This is a genomic window from Bacillus sp. CH30_1T (assembly GCF_008364765.1).
Lineage (GTDB): Bacteria > Bacillota > Bacilli > Bacillales > Bacillaceae_B > Rossellomorea.
The window spans coordinates 256,980-279,281 of sequence record NZ_VTUY01000006.1 but is presented as its reverse complement, the minus strand read 5'-3'; the positions used below and the strand labels follow the sequence as shown (position 1 = coordinate 279,281).

Here is a 22,302-nt window from a genome sequence, read left to right as displayed (position 1 = left end):
ACACAGATGCAAAATCAAGGACAACAATCGAATATGACATCACCTGGAACTCAGATGCCACCGAATATGATGAACACTCAAAGTAAAAACCATGGGGGCCATGAGCTCTTTGATGCCCATGAGATCATAGCAGGGATCATCAGCATGCTCGATCAGTATCAAATGTATGATCAGCATATTCAGGATCCTGAACTTAAAAGTATACTTAAGCGCCAGTCAACATTCGTCACAACTATGTATAATACGATCGTCGGCAGCTTTTCGACAGGGCATGACCCTATCGTTCCGACCCAGCAATACAAAATGACTCAAACCAATACCACCACATACGGCATCAAGCCCGGAGCACCTAAAAAACCGAATCAATCGGTCAACGACCTTTCCGATAAAGGCTTATCCGCTTATATGCTGGGACAAACTAAATCATTGGCCATGCTTCTTGCCATGACAGCCCTTGAGATGACAAACCCTGTATTACGCCGTGTCGTAGCTGACAGCGTCCCGAATTTCATTGAAATGAGCTATGAGATTTTCCTCTATCAAAATAAACACGGCTATTATCAGGTTCCTCAATTGAACGACCAGGATATGACCCTTATGCTCCAAAGTTATACAACCGTTCCACAACAAAACATGCCTCAATAACGTTGGATGGATGCCTGTCTCCTCTTTCATTTAAGAGGCGCAGGCTTTTTCACTTACTCATCTTCTTGAACGACTTTCTCTCAAGCACATAGGATAGAGGGAGAGTGAAATTGGGAGGTGTTTGAGCTGATTCACACAGTCAAGATGGGAGAAACACTGAGTCAAATTTCAAGAGATTACAGAACCCCGTTATCTGCCATACTTAATGCCAATCCCGGTATTGATCCGAATGTGATCTATCCAGGTCAAACGATTACAATACCAGGGATTCCGGATACAACCAATAATCCTTACCGTATTCAGGTTTCTGTTAACAACCGGTGGCTGCGTTTGTTCAAGGATGGGGATCAAATCAAGCAGTACCCCATTGCAGTGGGGAGAGTACTCTTTGAAACTCCCATTGGGGAATTCATCATCATTAACAAAGCACCAAATCCCGGCGGACCTTTTGGAACGATGTGGATGAGTTTATCGAAAGAAAGTTATGGGATTCATGGAACCAATGACCCAAGTTCGATTGGAAATGCCGTGTCCAAGGGATGTATACGAATGTATAACAAAGACGTTGAGGAGTTAGCGGGACTCGTTCCAATCGGTACACCTGTTTTAATCAGTCCATAGCTGAAAAAGTGTATAGGAGTGCCTATACACTTTTTTATTAGGCTTTTTTTGCAAAGATTGTTGTTCTATAACATAATATCTGCTTGGGCTCTGTCAAATTAGTATGTGCTGGATGGTGAGGGAAACTGCTTCACTTGCAGCTAGCGTTCGGCCGAGCCTCCTCAGCTTAGCCGAACGAGGTCTCGGCACGATCAAAATCCGCAGGAGTCTACGCAGTTCCCCTCACCATCTATAAAAAAATTTCGTGACAGAGCTTAAATGTAACAAAAACTATCTTGGAGAAAACGGACTATCGGTCTCTTTACAAGAAGTTTTTTACAGTGGGAGCATTGTTTGATTCATTTGAAAGATTGTTAAAATGATCAATCGATTTAGGAGTTAATATAATATCTAATTTTATTCCTTTGTAGATACTTTGTTTTGGGGAGAAGTTCTCCACATACCTAGAATAGGAGATTTTTTGATTGTCTATCTAAACTTATAAGCAGTAAGAATGTAGTAGCACAGAGTGGATTGTAGCGGAAGGCACTTGACTCCTGCGGGAAATAGAGGAAATGTCAAGACCCCACAGGGCAAAGCCCGAGGAGGCTTGACTTCCTCCCCGGGGAATCTTGTGCCTGGAGCGAAAAGGAACGGTCTATGTTTTCACACAAGCACTCATTCAAAAGAAAAATTCACTTTTTTTGTTTTTTATAGTCCGCGCATAAATGGGTGGGAGTGATCCCAAAGGAACGACAAATAAGCTTACCCGCCGTACTTTCTGTGTATAAATAGCAACAATGTTTACGAAAAGAGCTTTTTATTAAAACGTGTTGATAGACAGAATACATAGCCTCCCGACCCTTTTACAAAACAGCTCTCCTTGATTCTACATAGTCCAAACCGAAGTGCATATGAAGGACTCTGGCCGCTTTTTCTACATCACATCTATCAACCAGTGCACTTAATCCTACCGGGGATTCCCAAATGGATGCCTTTGCAATATGGTAGTCATGAAAAACGTTGGTGACCTTTTCTCTCACCTCATGTGATGAGTTGATCCGACCGATCACGGAAACCTTAGATAGGTCCTCTCTTTCCTCAATATGAGAGTATGCCTGGTTATATTGTCCAACAATTCTTTTTACTTCATGAAAATCCTGATCTTTAACGATGAGAACAAGGTTTTCCTCGTATTTAATGATTTCTGTCTCAATATGATGGGAATCGAGATCATAAAGAATCAATGACTCTCCACCATTACAGTCAATGATTGTCAGAACAGAGATATCACTCTGGTAGGCTACTCCCACAATAGGGGCATTTCTCTGTGTTCTTCCACTAATGACGGTCCCACGCCCCTCGGTCAAACTGGAACAAACCACAAGCGGTACATGATGTTCCCTCGCATGTTTAATCGCCCTTGGATGCAGGACACCAGCTCCCATGGTGGCTAAACGCAGCATCTCATCATAGGAGAGGGTGTCAATTTTCGCTGCCCGGGGAACGATTCGCGGATCCGACGTATACACACCATCTACATCCGTATAAATATCACACCTATCCGCTTTTAAAGCGGCAGCAAGAGCAGCTGCCGTCGTATCGGAACCGCCCCTCCCTAATGTAGTCACCTCTCCTTTATCCGTAACTCCTTGAAAACCGGCTACCACGACGATTCGTCCTTTTGATAACTCAGATTTAATCCGACCGGTATTGATCGAGGCAATCTTGGCATTCCCAAATACTCCATCGGTTTGAATTCCCGCTTGTCTGCCTGTCAGGGATACGGCTTCCAGCCCCTTATGCTGCAGGGCCATTGTCAAAAGGGAGATCGTCACCTGCTCCCCGGTACTTAAGAGCATATCCATTTCTCTCTTACTTGACTCTGCAGAGAGTTCCCCTGCCAATCTTACGAGTGTATCAGTCGTTTTATTCATTGCTGATACCACTACGACAACATCATGGCCTTTTTCTCTTTCCTTCATGACATGAAAGACCATGCGCTTGATTCGATCTGTAGAACCAACAGAGGTTCCACCAAACTTTTGAACGATCATACTCAATGATACCCCTACTTTCCTTCAGACCTTATTTATAAAAGATTACTTCTAAGAAACAGCAACACCAGTTTTCACTTCATTCTCCAACGGAATTTCTTTTAAAATAGGAACGGCTTGAATATGGTCATGTATGCGAAGGAGCGATTCCAGTGTCTCTTTCGTGCCTTCAACAAATACGTACAAGTTATCGCCCAGTTGAATACGATCCTTTAAAATGAACGACGGGATCCAGTTTTGATAATCATCATTTTCACGGATTCTTAAGACCCACTGGTTACTGCTCTCATCAAGAACCTCTCCCGCATTCACGGTACTTTCACCAGAGCCAGTATACTTTCTCTCTATCAACGACAGAAAGTCCTCTACCATGGCGCTGCCTGTAGGCAATTTTCCAGCTCCCGGACCAAGCAAGGTAATCCTTCCTACAAGACTCCCCTTAAGGGATATAGCATTTTCCACATCCTCCACACCGTAAAAAGGATGGGTGTCATGGACAAGGATAGGCTCTACTTCTCCTTTGATATGGTCGACTGAATCCCGACAGAGAGAACCTACGTGTTTAAACCGTAATCGAAAGGATTCCGCTGCCTGGAGCCACTCTGCAGTCAGGTGGGATATCCCCTTACGTCGAATACTCTTCCAATCAGGCTGTCTGCCAAATGCTGTTTGACTTAAAATTAGCAATTTATAGAACGCATCATGGCCTTCGATGTCATTTGTCGGATCGGCTTCAGCGTATCCCTTCTCCTGAGAAATCTTTAAGGCTGTATCAAAGGCAAGACCTCTTTTTCTCATTTGAGATAAGATGAAGTTGGACGTCCCATTAAGAATTCCTTGAATTTGTCTGATCTCATTCACCTTCAGAAGCTGCCTGATACTGCCGATCACCGGGATTCCTCCTGCTGTCGTCGCTTCAAATCCGACCGATACACCCTTCCTTTTCGCCTTCTCCAATAGCTCAGGACCATATTTGGCAAACATCGCTTTATTGGCCGTGACGATATGAACTCCCTTCTCAATGGCTTCGGTTAAATACGTATAGCTAGGCTCTTCCCCCACGATCGCTTCAAAGATCACGTGTAGGTCCGGGATATCCAGGATTTCTTGGAAATCCGTTGTGACGGTGATGGATGATTCAATACTTCGCTCTTTTGTTGGATCTTTAATAAGGATCGCCTTTATCTTTACCTCTTTACCTAGTATTTCCTTCAATCTGTCCTGATGAGTATCGATTGCTTCACAGACCCCTTGCCCTACCGTTCCGAACCCCAGAAGTGCCACATTAATCGTTGACATCATTCAGCCTCCTTTATCGAATTTTCACTTTATACGTAAGATTGATACATTCCATTTGAAGATCCACTTGAGGGATGTGAGCGGAAAAGAAAGAGGGTATACAGAAAAGCCCTCTCCTTTTAAGAAGAGGGCTAAATGATCATGCTCCTCCCCTTATCTTCCAGATCCGTATAGAATCTGTAGGAATTGGCACCTTTACAGTGTGATCCTGTAGGTTGCCGGGCTTCATCGGGCCTATCCCTCCGCCGCTCTTGATAAGAGATATAATGTTTCGTTTTGGTATTACTTGCTATTTGAGTATGAATTGGATTATAAAGGGGATTTATTCCCTCGTCAATACTATTTTTAGTATTTTTAAAAAATTCTTTCTAATGTTACAGACAGCTTCATTCCCTATCGGTTTACTTAAGTTTGAACCCTGTCTAGGAGTTTATCAATCTAATTTGCAAAGAGACGTTTTAACATGTTTTGGCGGGGAAAACTATTCCATATCCCTTTATTTGAAAGGAACCGGATCAATTATGCTGAAAAAAATGCTTCCCTTATCCATCAGAAAATATATGGTCATGTCCAAACGGCAGAGAATGCGTGAGATTCGGCTGACCATATGGTATATGCCGTTCTTTTATATTTGTTTTTCCTTACTACTTGTAGCACTCACCCTCTATTTAGATCTGTATGCTGACATCTCGCAGTATACATTCGATTTCTTAAGTATGAATGCATCTGTTACACGCATGCTTGTCAGTACACTCATCGGGGCCATCCTAACGCTCAGTGCTTTCACCTTGAATTCACTGCTTGTTGTACTCACGATGTTCAGTGGTCAATTTTCCCCCAGGATGCTCCTGGACTTCATTTCGGACAATCAAACGCAGCATGCCCTCGGAATTTTTAATGGCAGTTTTGTATATGTACTGCTCCTCTTTCTTTTTATCGGAGATTCAAAGGAAGAACTTTTTGTTGCCGTCCCGATCATGACGATCGGACTTGCATTCCTTACTGCTGTCACATTCATCTTCTTTATTAACCATGCTTCCACCTGGATGCAAGTACACAATATTACGTACAATATGAAGCAGGTTTCTGAAGTGATGATAAACCAGACGTTAAAAAATGATTTAGAAACCCATCGAACAACAGAAAATGGCGACCTTATGGTACATGAGAAAGTGAACATCATTCACTTACAGGCAAGGGAATCGGGATATATTCAGTTAATCGATTTCCATGGAATGATCGAACGGGCTATGCAGGATAACCTCATCATTCAGCTTCATTACAAAGTCGGAGATTATATATTAGCCGGAAATGAAATCATGAGTATTTGGGGACCTGAGACCAACGATATTTCGGATGGTTTCTATCTCACTTTCATTGAAATGGGGCATAAAGAGACCGAAATCCAGGACCTGCAAATGGGGATTCACAAGCTGGCTGAAGTTGCAATCAAAGCTCTCGGGAATGATGATCCCAAAACGGCCTCTAATACGATTGATCAAATGGCTGACCTTATGCTGACTGTAGAAGATCACTTATCCTTCACTCCATATTTGATTGACCAGGTTGGAAGAGTCCGAGTCATACTCCAGTCCGAAGCATTTGATTATTACCTGTATCGCGGGTTCGGCTATATCCGCCATTATGCTAAAGACAATCATTTAATCATTACTGACATTGTGCGGGCACTGGCGCTCATTGCAGAATCCATCCAGCCATCCAAACACAAGGACATCTGGGAATTTGCCTGTAATACCATTGATCATATTGAAAGGGAGGTCATATATGAATTAGATAAAACCTTTCTTCTTCAAGAAGTTCATAAGCTGGCACGTCTCACTGAAAACCTTAAGGAATATAAGAAAATCGAAAGTAAATTCTATCCTTCTGTCAATGAAAATACGTAAAAAGACGCTGGGACAAAACTAAAATCTACGATAAAAAGACGAACAATAGAAGTGTAGGTTCTTAATACCGTTAATGATTTCCGTGCAAGACTACGCTTTCCGCGGGTAGCCCGTGAGCCTCCTCGGCAAGCCTGCGGGTTGGAAAGCGGAAGGGCTTCGCTCAGAGGCGGTTGGCATAAGGCGGAGCGGGCTTGAAGGCGTTCTTTGCCTTCATGGACGATCTGCCTTATGACAATTGCCTCTAAGCCCTATAGCTGGACAAGTCTCACATAAGCTACTCTTCCCGCAGGAGTCTTCGTCTTGCACTTCAATCAACCGCTGGAAACAGCTAAAATCAAATGATTCGAAAATAAATAATAAACCCGAACAAATCTGCACACTAAGAAGCAGGTTTGTTCGGGTTTGACTTAGGATAAAAAACTTTTGTCCCAGCCTCTTTTTTACTAGGAATTAAATCCATGTTTCGACGATACTGGAATCTTCCCCTTGTGCTTTTGGTACTAGCGAGAAACGTTCGGGAATTTCACTTCTGATTGTTTCTAATGTAGGTCTCATCAAAATATAATGAGTAGGTTGATTTACATCAAATAGCCTTGCTACAAACATACCTTGATAATCTTTCGGGTTGGAATAAATACAGATGATGGGCATTTTATAATCACTTAATGTCACCTCATCAAATGATGATATTAAACGATCCGGGTTTTCCATCAAACCTCTCCTTTACTATATAATTTCATGTCATTTAACCGTTAGCTTAAAACGCATTCTTTTCTTTTTGCCTCTCTCCCATCCATTCGATAATGAATGTAGAGTTTTTGAATATAATAGTTGCACTGAACGTATTGCCCTTTTTCCTTCAATAGAGGGATGATGACATTCTCAATATATTGATAATGTGCTTCCTCTCCCTCTTGTACCCTGATCTCAAGCATCGTAAAGAAAGTTTCCATGTAGGAATTTTCATCTTTCACAGATGCCTGTCCCTCTTCTATTAAACTTGCATATTTTTCTTTATTTGCGGAACCGTCCACATTCATGGAACTATCAATATAACCAAAAAGGCTGTTTACATACATTTCATTATAGGAATCATGCTTCAATAATCCATAGGCTATGTGAAATGCATCTCTTGCCTTTTTATCATCCATTACTTCTCGATAAAGATTCCCTAAATTCAGGTGAAGAACTGCTTTTCTTCTATGATCATGAAGATTATCACAATGTTGGATCAACTCGTCATATTTTTCTACTAACGAGGCCATAATCTTCCCTTCGCTTCTGCCTTCCGCTACCAACTGAATCGTAGCAGCATCTACGCACCTTGTAAAATTAAACGTTTCTTTGAAATAATTCAGAGCTAGCTGACTATAACGCAGTGACTTGTCATGCTGCCCAAGATCATGATAGCCAACTGACATATGATAGTAGGATTCAGGATTGGAATAAATATCTCGATCTATTTTCTCCAAATACTTTATGGCTGTTTGTGGATTTCCTTTTGCAAGCTCATACATGCCTTTTATATGATAGTATAACTGAAAATCATAATCGAACATATGGAAGGAAAGACGCTTATTAGAAAACTGGCTTAAATAGAATGCAGCTTCTTTTATCTCCCCTTTCATAATAAAGTACCTTGCTTTCAGTAGCTTAAAGGTGCCATTTAAGGTTTCAATTTTGATTAAGGGATTTTGTTCGATGGTCTCCTTCAATAATTCGATCTTTCCATTTACCTGCTTGATCATGACATCATGCCACAATTCCAAATCTAACTGTAATTTTTTATATGCCTTTAACTCTTTCTCAACGTTAATATTTAACCTTTGATTGAATAATTCGATTTTATCCATCGTAATCTGTAAGTGTCCGCTTTCAATTTTACTGATATGGCCAGGTGTACAGATCCCATCGCCCACCTGCTTTTGGGTCATCCCCTTATAGATCCTATAATACTTTATAAATGTCCCAATATGCATGATTTAACCTCCAGGGTGACGTAGTATAAGTTGGTTCATTTCATCCAAACAACAGTTCCAACGCTTTTGATTTTTTATTTTAATATAGGTTCTACTTCTATTATACTAGTAAGTGATCATGAAAAAATTGGGGTTTTCAGTGGATTTCCATCTGTCTCTTCCAGAACTATTTACCTGGTTCTTTTTTCTTAATATCCTAATATTTTCACTTCACGAAATTCATTTCAATGAAATAGACACACTATACCTTACACATTTGAAATTTTTTCAATTATTTAGTAATATAAAGAAAACAGATACAGTTCTTAATGCCTAATCAATTTTCCCGATTTCTTGCACATTTAATTATGCTATTTTCCGAAAATGATTGTGGCTTTTAAAATTAGTAAAAAAAGATAACCGGCGCACCTGACTGATTCAAGGTTTGCCGGTTATCTTTTTTTACATTTGATCTGAAGGTTGGATAGGAGGATCCAATTGGATTTCCTGGTTTGGATAAATCTTAGAGATAACGGAAGAGCCCATTAATCTCTTAATTGCACTTGCCGGTAATTCTATTGACACCCCATTAAAGGCTGTCTTATACCTATGTTTGATGCGATATTCCACTTCATTATCATCCAGAAAGGCATGAAGTTCTTGTTCGAAAGCCTGATGACTCTGTTCAACGTGTTCCTTGGCTTTTTCCAAGGTCATATCCACGCCTTTAGCTTCTGCTTCTAAAACGGCGATTTGTGCAGGTTTTGTCTTAAACTCAATAATAACGGAAATAACCTTCTTACTTGAAAGGTTAATCGATGGGTCAACTTTAACTGACGAATTCATAGTCTCTTTCACCGCCTCTTCCTCGTTTTGATAGGCATTTTCCCCTATGTTTATGTTCTCCTGACATCCTCCCATGTACATCATAAAGAGCAGGAAAAGGACACTCCAGTAGCACTTCTTCATAAACTTTCGATCTCCTTTATTTAAGAGTAAAAAAAAAGACAATCTATCAGGATTGTCTCCTATCGATTGCCTTTTCAAACGTTATTCGCGAAGTTATTCTATTTTAGGTGTAACTTAGTTTTTTGCACCCTCATCCATTTGCTTGGCTGTTACATTTAAATTCGATGTATAAGTAACTCCTTGATACTCATTACCGGCTTTTTCGTCCAGTTTGATTGCGAAAGAAAGATCAATATATTGGTCATCATTTAATTGCCAGAATTCATGTTTCTCGCCTTCTTTTGAACCATCCCCAAGTACCATCTTGGCTTTCCCACTCATGCCTTTTGCAGCAGGTTGAACTTCTTCTTCCTCTACAAATCCGACAACCATTTCAACTCCAGGAGCGATCGCTTTGGACATAGATTTTACTTCATTGGTTGTCCCATTGAATAACTCATCTAAGTAGATTCTTGATTCTTCCAGGATGTCGTCTGTCATTTCTTGTCCTTCAGAGAACTTATAAGCGATATACCCTACTTTATAGGAATCTAAAGGTACATCTGCACTTAGAGACTGGTTATAGGTCGCTTTAAGATAAGCATCCATATCACCTGTATTTTCAATCTTCAACCATTCACCGTACTTTAATTGAGAAGGGGCAAACCCAGTAGCTTCGATGATCTTTGTTTCCATGTCCTGTGAGTTGTTGATTTCTAATGTACCGTTTGTAATCTCTCCTGTGGCATTTGTCTCGGATGTGAACCAAGAATATGTACCAAAGCTTCCAGATACTACGATTGCTCCTACTAATGCGCTTCCTAAAAATGCATTTTTCAACTTAAACATGTCAATCCCCCATTATTTTTTATGATTTGGTAAACTCCTCTTGCTTCTTCGGTTTGATTTTTTCATAAACCGTTAAACACACATACCCTGTTAATGGAACAATAATGAATAGTAAGAAACCCATCGGGCCTTTCGTATATTGAGAAAGGAAACCAAGATTTGGAATATGAAAGAGTTCCTTCCCTACGATTTCATCTGCCGTTGTGACATCTTCATCTACCGCATTGTTATTGTCACCTTGAGTATAGAAGTGCTTTACTCCGTCTTCCCCCACAATGGAGGTGATTCTGTGAGTAATCAGGTTATTCTCCTGGTTGTAATAGGAGATGATATCTCCCTCTTTAAGATCTTCTGCATCCATCTCTCGGGTAATGATCACGTCTCCAGCCTCAAAGGTAGGAGCCATACTATTCGACAATACGGTTAACGGCTTGTATCCAAAAAAGGATAGCGGTTTACTGCTGTTCAGGCTTATGAAGATGGAAACGATGATCATCATGATGAGTAAAAAGATTACGATTGGTATGGTTTTTCTGACAATTTTCACTACCTGCTCCATATCTCACCCTCTATTCTGGTTGTGTTGTGTCTAATCTCAGATGGAAGTAAAAGAAGTTCTTTTCTAATCAGAATTTCGTTAAGATTCTGATTTCTATTTCTATTATTACACAGCTCGGTGACTTGGTGTATTGGGGTTTACAGGGGGAGGAAATTTCAGTCGGATAGGTATTATTACCTAACATTCTCTAGCGTTAAAATTGAAGAAGTCTATATTCTCATATGAATAACCCTTATATGCGACAGAATAACCAGTCTTATATCACTATCTCCTTCCCCCAAATTTGTCGGTTAGGCGCACCTTTTGTAAATTTACTGTTCGCTAAATCTACTGATTAGAATTAAAATGCTGGAGGGTATGATGATAACGTCTACTCTTTTTGTTTTTTTAAGGGATTAGTAGAGGTATTGCTTCTGAAAATAAAAAACCAAGGTACTTTTTTCCCGTACTCTTGGTCTGAAAAAATTCTATTCTACCTTTATAAAGGTCCTTTCTAAATTGGGGATTTATTGACAAAATATATGTCTTTCCATTTGCTTAATTCGAGGAGGACTCCAAGGTTTACAATCCCCTCTAACAATTTTGAACCAATCTACTCGCATACTGGAGAGCTTTCTCTGAATTACCCTGGTCTAAATAATGTTGAAACATGGTTTTTTCATATGTTTGTAATTGTTGATGTTTTCCTTTTTCCTCTAACATAGGAATGATCTTTTCTTCAATAAATTGATAGTACTGCTTTTTTTTATTCTCAAATAATAAACGCAGCATTTTGAAGAATTGATAGCTGCTTTGATCGTGGATGTCCTTTGCGATTTGACTGCCTATTTCAATTAATTGCTTGAGTTGCTGTTTGTCTTGATCTCCTTTAATGTGTAAACAGCAATAAACGTACCCAATCAGATTATTAAGATAGGTAGGAGAGTTTTTATTTTTTCCCAGTAAAGATAATGTCTTCTCATAGTACATTTTCGCATTCTCATTGTCCCCTGCATAGGAGTGTTCATAAGCCAAATTGCTTAATAAAGCCGCCTTTTTAGAGGTTTCATTGAGAATATCACATTGTGCTATTAATCGATTATATCGATCAACGAGATCTTCAAAATTCCAAAGTTCGTTTCTTCCTTCGTTTATCAACTTGATAGTTTCAGCATCAATGACTTTTTTAAAATTATTCGTTTTCCTGAAGTAATCCAGGGCGAGTTCACTATAGTAATAAGCCTTTACTTTAAAATGAAGGTTATGATAGGCAATGGCGATCTGATAGAAAAACTCATGATTTAAATATTCTTTTTCATTGATTTCAAGCAGGTACTCCAGTGCTTTCTTGAAGTCCCCTTTCAGTACTTCTGTGATTCCCAAAAGGTGATGAAGCAAATGAATTTCATATGCGTTTAATTCTTTACGGTGTTTTTTCATTTTATCCAAAAGGATTTCTGCTTGGGTTATGTTTCCTTCCAAAAGGTAGTATCTTGATTGCAATAAGAAATATTTATTTTTCACAGATTGAATAAGGAATAATGCATTCTCTTCTACCTCATTCTTTAATCTCTCAATTTCACTTTTTTGCTGTAACACCATACTATCAAGCCATTGATCAAGTAAGCGCTCATATTTCTGAAGCGATTGCATTTCTTTTTTAAGGTCAATCCCCAGTTTCTTACTTAGCAAATGTGTGATTTCAGGGGAATATTGGGTGTTTCCACGTTCAATTTTGCTAATATGTGTAACAGAACATATCCCTTTTCCCAGTTCTTCTTGTGTTAATTCTTTTTTCTCTCTATAAAACTTTATAAGGATCCCTGAACTCAACGTTATCACTCCCAACTGATTTTATTATTCAAAATTTATTGAGATCATAGGGTGTTTTCACCAACTAAAGTACTAAGAAGGGTAGTCCTTTAAAGGACTACCCTTTCTTCTAGTTGATTACGATGATCACCATGATGTTGTGGAATGTAGCTGTTAAGGATTAATTCCCAATTCATCTTTAATCGTGTCTATCGTTTTACCATTCACTTCTGATTGAGGACTTGGTGTATCAAGAACAAAGTCGTTTTCTGATAAATAATACTTTTCAAGAAGGGTAAAGTCTTGTTCATCTGTCGTACCATCAAAGTTTATATCTGTATTTCGATAGTCTGTTCCCCAATGCTCTTGCAGCAGTAATGCATCATGGATATCAATGGCATTATCTTTATTAATATCCCCTGGCTTTGATACAGCTGTTCTATAAGAAATCCATTCTCCGATATCTATACCATTCTCTTCTCGACCAACCTCAAGCGGGGTATATGTCGTATAGTGTCCTGGGATATCAATGATCATGGTATATTTCTTCTTTGTTATTGGGAGTTTATCGAAATAAATGACTCCATTTGGTTCTAATCTCGCTGGATAAATGGTCCCTTTTGTATCTTTTAATTGAACAGTTGCTCCTACAGTCGAGTAATCTCTACTGTGATCCATTCCACCTTTGTCTGTAAGCAGTCCTTCTGCACCTAAATATCCCGCATCCACCTTTGAAAACGCTGGATAAATGGGGTGAAGTCCGATTTTCGTTTGAATTCTGGGACCATGATTCACCTGCATTGTAGAGTTACTGAACAGGGGAGAATAAATATTTCTAAACTCATCTGCACTGGTATCTGCTACGACCTCAAATAAAACAACATCTCCAGAGACTCCTTCGTCAGGAATAGTAATATCGATGATCGTCTTGGTAGTTCCTGGAGTAGTCGTTGTCTCTACTAATTCTGACCCTTCTGGCAGATCAGCCCCTAATTGGAAATCAACAGAATCATCAAAGTATTTATTTTGATAATTGAAGGTCATAGATAAATGCTGGGCATTTTTCAAATTATTAGCATAGAAGGTATACTTGATTTTATCTCCCATTTGATAAGACTCTTTATCTGGTTTTGCAAATATATACTGTGATCCTTCTTTTGCATAATAAACAACCTTTGGCACCGCAGTATTTCCTGCATAATCGGCACCAAGATATTGCATTTCCCTTATGGAGCTTGTTCCAACATTCAATTCTTTTGAAAACTTTCCATTTTCATCTACTTCAAGTTGGTAATTCGGGCCAGTTGGACCGTACCATATGTTGTTACTTGCCGGAGTTAATGACATACCTGCTTTTTGGGTTTCACTCATTTCCGGATCCACCAAAGTACCTGATAATGTTACTGTATCTTGGCCTGTTGGCAGTTCAACAATTGGAAGATCTCCTTTCGGTAGTGCATTTGTCTCATCAAAAGTAATTTTCGGCGCGCCATTATCAAGGCTAATAGTCGACGTTTTAGCATACTGTCTGCCATCCTTCGTCGTACCGATCATTTTGACTTCATATATGCCATCTTCTGCCCTTATTCTTGTATAGCTGATTGGCTTCTTTTCATGTCCAGTTAGCGGGTAATAATACCCTGCAAATCCATCATCAATGAAATAATCATAGTCAATCGCCGCTCCTGTTGCATTCACTCCTGTAATCCAGCCCAATTCTGCTTTCGTTTCTGGGTCAACTAATACCCAGTCCAACCTTTCCATTGGCGAGTTTAATCTGAAATCAAGATCAGTCGCCTTTCTGCTGTAAAGATTTTTCACACGGTTTGTCGAAATACTCGGTGTATATACTTCAAAGTGCCCAATTCCTTCCTCCACTACCTTTGCCCCAAATGGAATACGGTAGATTTCTTCTGGATTCTTCTGGTTCTTAATTACAATATACCCTTCATAGGTCCCTTTTTGGGCTGATTTCGGAATCGTAAGGAATGCATTGAAGCGTTCCTCTTTATTTTTCTTTACTTTAATCGAGCCGGGAACATTCAGTCTTACACCGTTTTTCTCTGCATCCAGTGACCCTGATGCTTCCGCTCCAACATTATACTCAACGGAAATAGCATATTTATTATTTTTATTACTATTATTTGTGATTGATAGATTTGTCGTTTTTGTGATGTGTTCATCCCCCATCGGTATGAAACCGTAGCTTAGGGCACCGGTTTGTTCCGGGATGATTACTTCTTCCCCATTTTCAATAAATGGCGTTTCATCCAGAACAGAAATCATTGTATCAGAGTGGATCGCCTGCATTGGATCTACTCTTCCCGCTCCTACTTCAAATACGCTATATTGATTTTTCAATGGATCGGCTGTATTCATTAACACAGATTTAATATCACCTGGCGTGTATCCGGGATGTGCCTGAAGTAACAATGCTGCAATACCAGCCACTTGAGGTGACGCCATTGATGTACCAGATAATCGTTGGTAGGCATGCGAATAATCCGTAGTATCTTCTTTATTTTGAACATAAGCGGGTACAGTTGATAAAATATTCACTCCTGGTGCAGTTACTTCTGGCTTGATATCATATAACGTTCCTGAAGGGCCCTTCGAACTAAAGGAAGCCAGCTCGTCTCCACTGATTTCTGCTTTCCCTACTTCACCAAGAGTGATCCTAGGTGTACCTTCCTTAAAAAGCTCTTTTACTTCTAATCCGGCATGGTTTGATAACGAAAAAGTAGGGAGATTATCGTTACTTTCACCTAGATAATGTGGAATATGGCCTTCGTCTGGATTATTATTATAAATCACAACACCAACCGCGCCATTTTGTTTTGCATAGTTCATTTTTTCAATGAGGGCATATGTACCTCTGGCAACGAAGGCTACTTTCCCATTCACATCTTTCCCGTTGTAATCAGCTGGTCCGCCTTCTCCCACTTCGACCATTTCAAAGCTTTGTCCTTGGAGCTTACTAAACTCATCCGTCCATTTGTTGGTCATTAATTGAAGGTTTCCGTCCAGCTCCTTGCCTTCTGCTGAAAACGCACCATCATAAGTTGTGACAAAAGATGGTGCTGAGCTTGCGCCCACTGTCAAAGCAAGTGCGGCAGCACCCGGTGAACCTAATGTACTATTCCCAAGATCCCCTGAGTTCCCGGCAGCTACGACTGCCGTCACACCACTTAACACGGCATTATCGACCGCTAAGCTTGAAGCATCTAATGGATTGTTCGTTTGTGCTCCAAGTGATAGATTAATGACATCCATCCCGTCTGCAACGGCACGGTCTATTCCGGCGATAATGGCACTATTCGACCCGCTTCCATATGGACCTAATACACGATAAACATTCAATTCCGCATCTGGAGCCACACCGATGACCTTATAATCGGAATCATTCTCAGCTTGACCCACGATCGTTCCAGATACATGTGTACCATGGTCTGTATAGTATGTGCTGCCTTGGTGTACTTCTGGATAACCAGCAGCTGCTTCCCAATCCTCATACGTTGTTTCCATCGGATCATCATCATTGTCTACAAAGTCATATCCACCTTTATAAGCATCTTTTAAATCCGGGTGATGATAATCGATCCCTGTGTCAATAACCCCAACTTTCACTCCTTCACCTGTAAACCCCTCTCTATGTAACTTGTCGATATTCATGAAGGGAATACTATCCACTTTGGTCGTTGTCCCTTCTTCCACTGTCGATTTAGGTGGAGGAGTGAGCTGAACATCTAATTCGCTATATACTGCTTTTACAACGTTTGAGTCCAATAGATTTTCAACCTTATTGGCTGGTAGAGTGATGGCGACTCCATTAAAGGCATTCTTATAGGAGTGTTTGAGCTCGTAGTTATCTTTTCCGGATTTTGTCTTTTTTACGACCTTCTCATCTAGGTCTTTTTTGAATATTTTATGGGACTCTTCCACCTTTTTCTTTGCCTTTTCAAGAGAAACTTCTTCACCTTTGAGGGACTTTTGAATTTGCTCTGTCTTTGCAGGAAGCTGTTCAAATTCGACAATAACAGTTAAATCTTCTTCACTTTTCAAATCAATTTCCCTCGACAATTGAAGTCCTCTCAATGTTCGATTGGCCTCTAATTTATCAAGTGCTTCACGTTGTTCTTTCGAAAGATCCGCAAGTACGTTCATGGCATTAGATCCTGATTCTGCTTGTACAACTGGATCAAAACCGATTGGCCCCGCTACTCCCAGCAGAAGTCCCATGCTTAGAGCAACCTTAGGAAATTTGCTATTTCTCATCATTTTTACCCCCTATTTATACTACTTATAATTATATTGTCGAATCTTCATGATGTCATTTGGGGGAATTTAGTCCATTTACAAGAGAAGATCTTAATTGTTTTTCCTTCTATTGAGTAGGAGAATACTGAAAAATCGATATTTTCAGAGTATTAAACGCAAAAAACAAACCTTTGCACTAAGACCTTATAACCATACGAATTGGGCAATATTGAAGATCCTTGACAAAACAGCTACCAAGACAAGGCACATAGATATTCCATTAATCTACTTTCGTTAGATCGGATAATTCGAATTAACATTTGGGAAAAACTAGACTATCAAATGAACTAAACCATTTTAATAACTTTCAGCTAAAATATGAAAATACACAAAATAATAAATCAAATTACCCAGAATTAAAGACACATCCGTTGCTCATCGTTCTCTAAATTACCCCAATACATCCCCCATTATATTTATGAGATGATCTTCATAATAGTAAGAAAATTCAATCTAATTACTAAATACCTATCAAGGAGGAGTGTATCATTTGGACAAGAGCAAGTTAGTAAAAAAAGCAGCCACAGCCGGACTGTCATTGGGAATGGTTTTCAGCACAATATCCTATTCCCCTGAAAGTGCATTGGGGGAGACAGTAGAAAAAACTCCCGTTTCTCATACGGAAATGCTCAGTAAACTTACTGATACCCAAAGAATGGCCTTAAAGAACTTAGAATTAAACGACAAAACAGGGCTGCAGTTATCCTCCGCTGTTAACCTTGATACCGATGAAGAGATCTCTATTATTGTGGAGTTGCATCAGAAGCCGGTCAAAGCAGCTCAACTTCAAGCAAGCTCAGAAGGAAAGAATCTGACAAAAACAGACGCTAAAAAAGCCATTGACCAAGAGCAAAAGAAGTTTAAAGAAGAACTTGGGGAAATATTCAAAAAGGAAAAGACCAATGAAGAGTCATATAACATTAAATATCATTATACTGAGGCGTTTAATGGAGTTACGATCACCTTACCAGCAAATAAAGTAAAATCATTATTACAAACTCAAACTGTAAAGACAATTTGGGGGAATGAAACATTTAGAATTGATCCACCTACTTCAACTGAAGTAACAAGTCTCGGTATTTATACTAGAATGACAGATAGCAATCCATACCTGGGAATCGACCGACTGCATGAAGAAGGATTGACCGGTAAAGGACTCAAAATTGGTGTCATAGATACTGGAATAGATTATAATCACCCTGATCTAAGAGAAGCCTACAAAGGTGGATATGACTTTGTAGATAATGATGAAGATCCAATGGAAACAACGTATCAGGATTGGGTGAATGCAAAATATAAACCAGAATTCTCAAGCGGACATTCTTATTATACTAAACACGGTACCCATGTATCTGGAATTATCGCTGGTCAAGGTACAAATGGTAGTGAATATGCCACGAAAGGCGTGGCTCCTGACGCAGACATTTATGGGTATAGAGTGCTGGGCCCATATGGCAGCGGAACAACAGAAAATGTGCTTAAAGGAATCGATCAAGCAGTAGAAGATGGCATGGACATTATTAACCTATCATTAGGTGCTTCCATCAATGATCCCTATTTTCCGACCAGTGTCGCGGTTAACAATGCCGTCCTTAGTGGAGTAACGACAATCGTAGCTGCAGGAAATGCAGGCGATGCAGCCTATACTCTTGGATCACCAGGATCTTCTGCACTGGCATTAACGGTTGGTGCAAGTGATACTCCCCTTGATATCATTACATATGAAGGTCAGCTTTCATCGCAATCTGTTACCCTACAGCTATTAGGAAAACACTATAGTGATAAAATAGTAGATTTCGAAGATCAGTCACTGCCAATCGTAGAAGTCGGATTAGGAAGGTCTGATGATTATTCCGGGAAAGATGTACATGACAAAATCGTTCTTGTAAGTCGTGGGGAAATTACGTTGAATGACAAGATCAAATATGCAAAGCTAAATGGGGCTAAAGCGATCATGATCTACAACAATAACGAAGATGAAGGGCATATCCCTTACTTCCTGGGTGAAAATAAGGATTTCATCCCAACATTCAGTTTAACAAAAAGCGACGGAGAAACATTACTTGAAAAACTATCAAATTCTGACGACTTCATGTTTAATAAAATCGGCACCGTTCATACAGAAGGTGATCATTTAGCCGGTTTCAGCTCAAGAGGACCTTCTAAGTTTAATTATGATATCAAACCTGAAGTGACAGCTCCTGGAGTCGGTGTTCAATCCACTGTTCCTTCTTACATGGTCAACCCTGAGGATGTGGACAACTATGAGTATGCGTATCAGCGATTATCAGGAACTTCCATGGCTGCTCCTCAAGTAGCCGGGATCGCTGCCCTCCTATTAGAATCCAATCCGGATTTACAGCCAGAAGACATAAAAACAATGCTGATGAATACGGCTGATCCTTTAAACGGAGATTATAGCGTCTTTGAAGTGGGTGCAGGAAGAGTCGACCCATATGAAGCGATCCATTCATCCATGCAATTCCAGGTAATCGATGAGACAACCAACATTGCCAATGGAGAAGAAGTCATCATTGATGAGAAAACAGGCTCCATCAGCTTTGGCCTCCAATACAACGATGGGAAACATATTCGTGATCAGCGCACAATACAAGTAAGCAATCATGGCAAGGAAAAGAAAACCTTTACAGGAAAGGTTGAATTTACAAGTCAATCCCTTAATGCAAACAGGAACGGTGTTCAGGTTCTATTTGATAAGAAAATTTCGGTTAAACCCGGAAAATCCAAGAAAACCAATACCTTTGTCATGATTCCCAAAACAGCAGATCAAGGGTTTTACGAAGGATACATCACCTATGTAAATGAAAACGATTCAGATGAAGTCTATCAAATTCCGTTTTCGATCCGTGTTGCTGGAGAAGGATTTGACTTCTTAGTATTTGATAAACAAGTATTAACCACTAATCCAGGAAGCTATTTTGGATTTTTCCCTGTTGCTGCCTTTGGTTTCCAGCTAAATTCCAACGTAGAGCAAGTGGATGTTGTGTTAGCTGATGGAAAAACAGGTGAAGATATTGGATATGTCGGAAATTTCGATGGAAGTGACTTACAGATCGGTGTCCCATATGGACTATATGGATATGGCGGGAATTATTATCCGTTTACAGGAGATGAGGATTATCCCGTCCATCTAAAGGAAATGTTCGCCAAACAAGGACACTATAAATTGAAATTTATTGCAACGAATGAAAATGGCAGAACCTTTACTGAAGAAGAGGACATTTTTGTCGATAATACGAAACCAGAATTTAAAACGAGTATTGATGATAAGCTTGTTTATGAATTCTCAGAAGGTCAAGAATCCTATCCAGTAAGTGGAACATTAATTGACAAGGAAGTAAAGGATATTCAAGATGCAGGTATTGACATTAGTCAGGCAGATAATTTCATCTATGAATATTTGTACACGATGCTTCCTGAATATAGAATCTTCCCCGATGAAGATGGTACGTTTGAAATGGATATCCCTCTTGTCAGACAGACATATAATATAGCAGCATTGGATGCTCTTGATGCTGCGACGAACAAAACTGAAAAAAAGACGTATCATTTTCTTCCTGAAGGTACTTCCTACATGACAGGAACCTACGATAAGAAGTCCGCTAAACCTGGAGACACTGTTACATTTACGATGACAGCCAACAATGTAAAGCGATTAAAAGAAGCAAAGTTCACTTTATACTATACTGACTCGATGGAAATTCTCGATATTAAAAAAAATGATGCGTTATCCAGTTACGATGTAGATGTACAAACTGATATGTCTATTGGTTCAGTTTCTAATGCAAAGGTAAACCTTACCCTTAACGGAGATCAAGAGATTACAGGAGAACTTCCAATGCTGGATGTTACCTTTAAAGTGACCGATAAGAAATGGACTGACTATGCAGGGTTCAACTTTACCAGTAATCGATACATTGACACGAATGGAGACACCATCACGGCACAAGGATATATTGAAGGTTTGAAGCTACTCAAACAAACGGGTATCATCAGTGGGGGATTTGTCGGTCAAGGTTTCTTAAATCCTGACACTTCCGTTGATTTTTCCAGAGACTATTCGAAAATCGGTGCTTCCGTTGCGTTGATTAGTCCAGACGGAAAAGAATACACAACTAACATCACTAAAAGAGCAGGCTTCGGTTTCGATAACATACCGGTAAATCCTAAACCATATACATTAAAAGTGAATATCCCGGGTCACTTCCCATATTTAAAAGAAATCATGGTGAATAAAGAGGAAGATGGAGAAATTACCGGGACATTGACATCCATCACTGCGTTTACGTATGCAGGTGACGTGAATCAAGACGATGTCATTGATATATTTGATGCGCTATACCTGAAAGAAAAATGGCAGACTGATGATCGTTCTGCCGACATCAATTTAGATGGCATTGTCGATCAGAAGGATTGGAGTTATGTGGAAACGAATTATCTGATGAGAAACCATACATTAGATGAATTAAAGGATCCTTTTGAAAGTCATCAAGGTATGACACTGGAGAAAGTGAAGAAGGAATTAGGTATTACAGACTAATGTAAGAAACCGTACCCGTGAACTAGTGTTCGCGGGTACGGTTTTTGTGTAAGTGAATAATAAAGGTATCTTGAATCAAAGATATAGTCTATTACTCTAATGAAAAATGCCAAAAACAACCTTAATTGAAGGCTATTCTTGGCTTCTAAATTAAGGTTAAACCGTTATTCTCTTCGAATCGGACGTTAACGATAATCCGGTCTCATTTGTACCCGTCACGGTCACTAGTAGTCTCCGTCTGGATATTCTCTTTGGACCCAGTTGCCACACTCTTACGTTTGTTCAACACTAGGTGAGACAGAATCCAGACTATAAGGAATTTTCGTTTGTTGAGGCTCAGCTCCCTCATAATTCAACGTACTCCAAGTTATCCAATGCTTCTCTCTGTTCATTCGAAAGACTTGACAAGATATCCATTGCACTAGAATGAGATTGTGCATGTCCGATAGACTCGGAGCCTAAAGGTGCCACTGCCCGACAAGCAGGAAGTGCTTCAGGATAACACCTATTCTGTGAAGCATCTTTACCAGATGACTCTGCCACAGCCTATGATTGATACAGATCTGAAAATCTCCACCACTTTCATGGAGCGTTACCCTAAGAACCCTGAAGATGGATTACCGCAGCCTACAGTTGCAATTAAGATGGCTTCCGAAGCTAAGGAAAAGAGCAAGGTTGTAGGGGCCTATAGTGGCACGAACGGGAGATGTACAGCCTTTACCTTTACACGATAAAATTCCGTATTGGATTTATTACCGTATCTTTGACAGAGAGTATTTTGCTGAAGTAAAGCTTAATTTATACTTAAAAG

General features: G+C 39.7%; 14 protein-coding genes and 1 riboswitch. Of the genes, 5 read left to right on the top strand and 9 right to left on the bottom strand.

Annotation, left to right across the window (positions count from 1 at the left end):
* The first annotated feature begins 6 nt into the window (after positions 1-6).
* Positions 7-645: a spore coat protein gene (locus F0342_RS14515; protein ID WP_149156607.1), complete on the top strand. Its 639-nt coding sequence runs from the start codon at positions 7-9 to the stop codon at positions 643-645.
* Positions 646-771: 126 nt separating this feature from the next.
* Entirely contained in the window at positions 772-1,266 is a 495-nt protein-coding gene (locus F0342_RS14510; RefSeq protein ID WP_149156694.1) for a L,D-transpeptidase family protein, read from the top strand.
* An 845-nt stretch (positions 1,267-2,111) separates the two neighbouring features.
* Here F0342_RS14510 and F0342_RS14505 read toward each other — a convergent pair.
* Entirely contained in the window at positions 2,112-3,302 is a 1,191-nt protein-coding gene (locus F0342_RS14505) for an aspartate kinase (RefSeq protein ID WP_316252615.1), read from the bottom strand.
* Positions 3,303-3,353: 51 nt separating this feature from the next.
* The gene (locus F0342_RS14500) at positions 3,354-4,601 is read right to left on the bottom strand and encodes a homoserine dehydrogenase (protein ID WP_149156605.1); all 1,248 of its coding nucleotides are present in this window, start codon (positions 4,599-4,601) and stop codon (positions 3,354-3,356) included.
* Between the two features lie 150 nt (positions 4,602-4,751).
* A riboswitch (SAM riboswitch) is annotated at positions 4,752-4,862 on the bottom strand.
* Positions 4,863-5,167: 305 nt separating this feature from the next.
* Here F0342_RS14500 and F0342_RS14495 point away from each other — a divergent pair.
* A complete protein-coding gene (locus tag F0342_RS14495) occupies positions 5,168-6,508 on the top strand; it encodes a DUF2254 domain-containing protein (RefSeq protein ID WP_262481750.1) in 1,341 nt (446 codons plus the stop codon).
* A 450-nt stretch (positions 6,509-6,958) separates the two neighbouring features.
* On the opposite strand, the gene F0342_RS14490 is transcribed toward F0342_RS14495, so the two are convergent.
* The 7 genes from F0342_RS14490 to F0342_RS25650 all read right to left on the bottom strand — a co-directional run bounded on the left by F0342_RS14490 (position 6,959) and on the right by F0342_RS25650 (position 16,888).
* On the bottom strand, positions 6,959-7,219 hold the full coding sequence (locus tag F0342_RS14490; protein WP_149156603.1) for a hypothetical protein: 261 nt from the start codon (positions 7,217-7,219) through the stop codon (positions 6,959-6,961).
* A gap of 41 nt (positions 7,220-7,260) precedes the next feature.
* Entirely contained in the window at positions 7,261-8,487 is a 1,227-nt protein-coding gene (locus F0342_RS14485) for a helix-turn-helix transcriptional regulator (RefSeq protein WP_149156602.1), read from the bottom strand.
* A gap of 441 nt (positions 8,488-8,928) precedes the next feature.
* Positions 8,929-9,435: a protease inhibitor I9 family protein gene (locus F0342_RS14480; RefSeq protein ID WP_149156601.1), complete on the bottom strand. Its 507-nt coding sequence runs from the start codon at positions 9,433-9,435 to the stop codon at positions 8,929-8,931.
* A gap of 114 nt (positions 9,436-9,549) precedes the next feature.
* Positions 9,550-10,263, bottom strand: coding sequence for a hypothetical protein (locus F0342_RS14475; protein ID WP_149156600.1), 714 nt, complete (start codon positions 10,261-10,263; stop codon positions 9,550-9,552).
* Positions 10,264-10,282: 19 nt separating this feature from the next.
* Positions 10,283-10,822, bottom strand: coding sequence for a signal peptidase I (locus F0342_RS14470; protein WP_149156599.1), 540 nt, complete (start codon positions 10,820-10,822; stop codon positions 10,283-10,285).
* A gap of 573 nt (positions 10,823-11,395) precedes the next feature.
* Positions 11,396-12,634, bottom strand: coding sequence for a helix-turn-helix domain-containing protein (locus tag F0342_RS14465; protein WP_188048560.1), 1,239 nt, complete (start codon positions 12,632-12,634; stop codon positions 11,396-11,398).
* Between the two features lie 153 nt (positions 12,635-12,787).
* Positions 12,788-16,888, bottom strand: a complete 4,101-nt coding sequence (locus F0342_RS25650) for a S8 family serine peptidase (RefSeq protein ID WP_188048559.1) — start codon at positions 16,886-16,888, stop codon at positions 12,788-12,790.
* Between the two features lie 532 nt (positions 16,889-17,420).
* Here F0342_RS25650 and F0342_RS14455 point away from each other — a divergent pair.
* A complete protein-coding gene (locus F0342_RS14455) occupies positions 17,421-21,491 on the top strand; it encodes a S8 family serine peptidase (RefSeq protein ID WP_149156596.1) in 4,071 nt (1,356 codons plus the stop codon).
* A gap of 464 nt (positions 21,492-21,955) precedes the next feature.
* The gene (locus F0342_RS14450) at positions 21,956-22,225 is read left to right on the top strand and encodes a hypothetical protein (RefSeq protein WP_149156595.1); all 270 of its coding nucleotides are present in this window, start codon (positions 21,956-21,958) and stop codon (positions 22,223-22,225) included.
* The last annotated feature ends 77 nt before the right edge of the window (positions 22,226-22,302 follow it).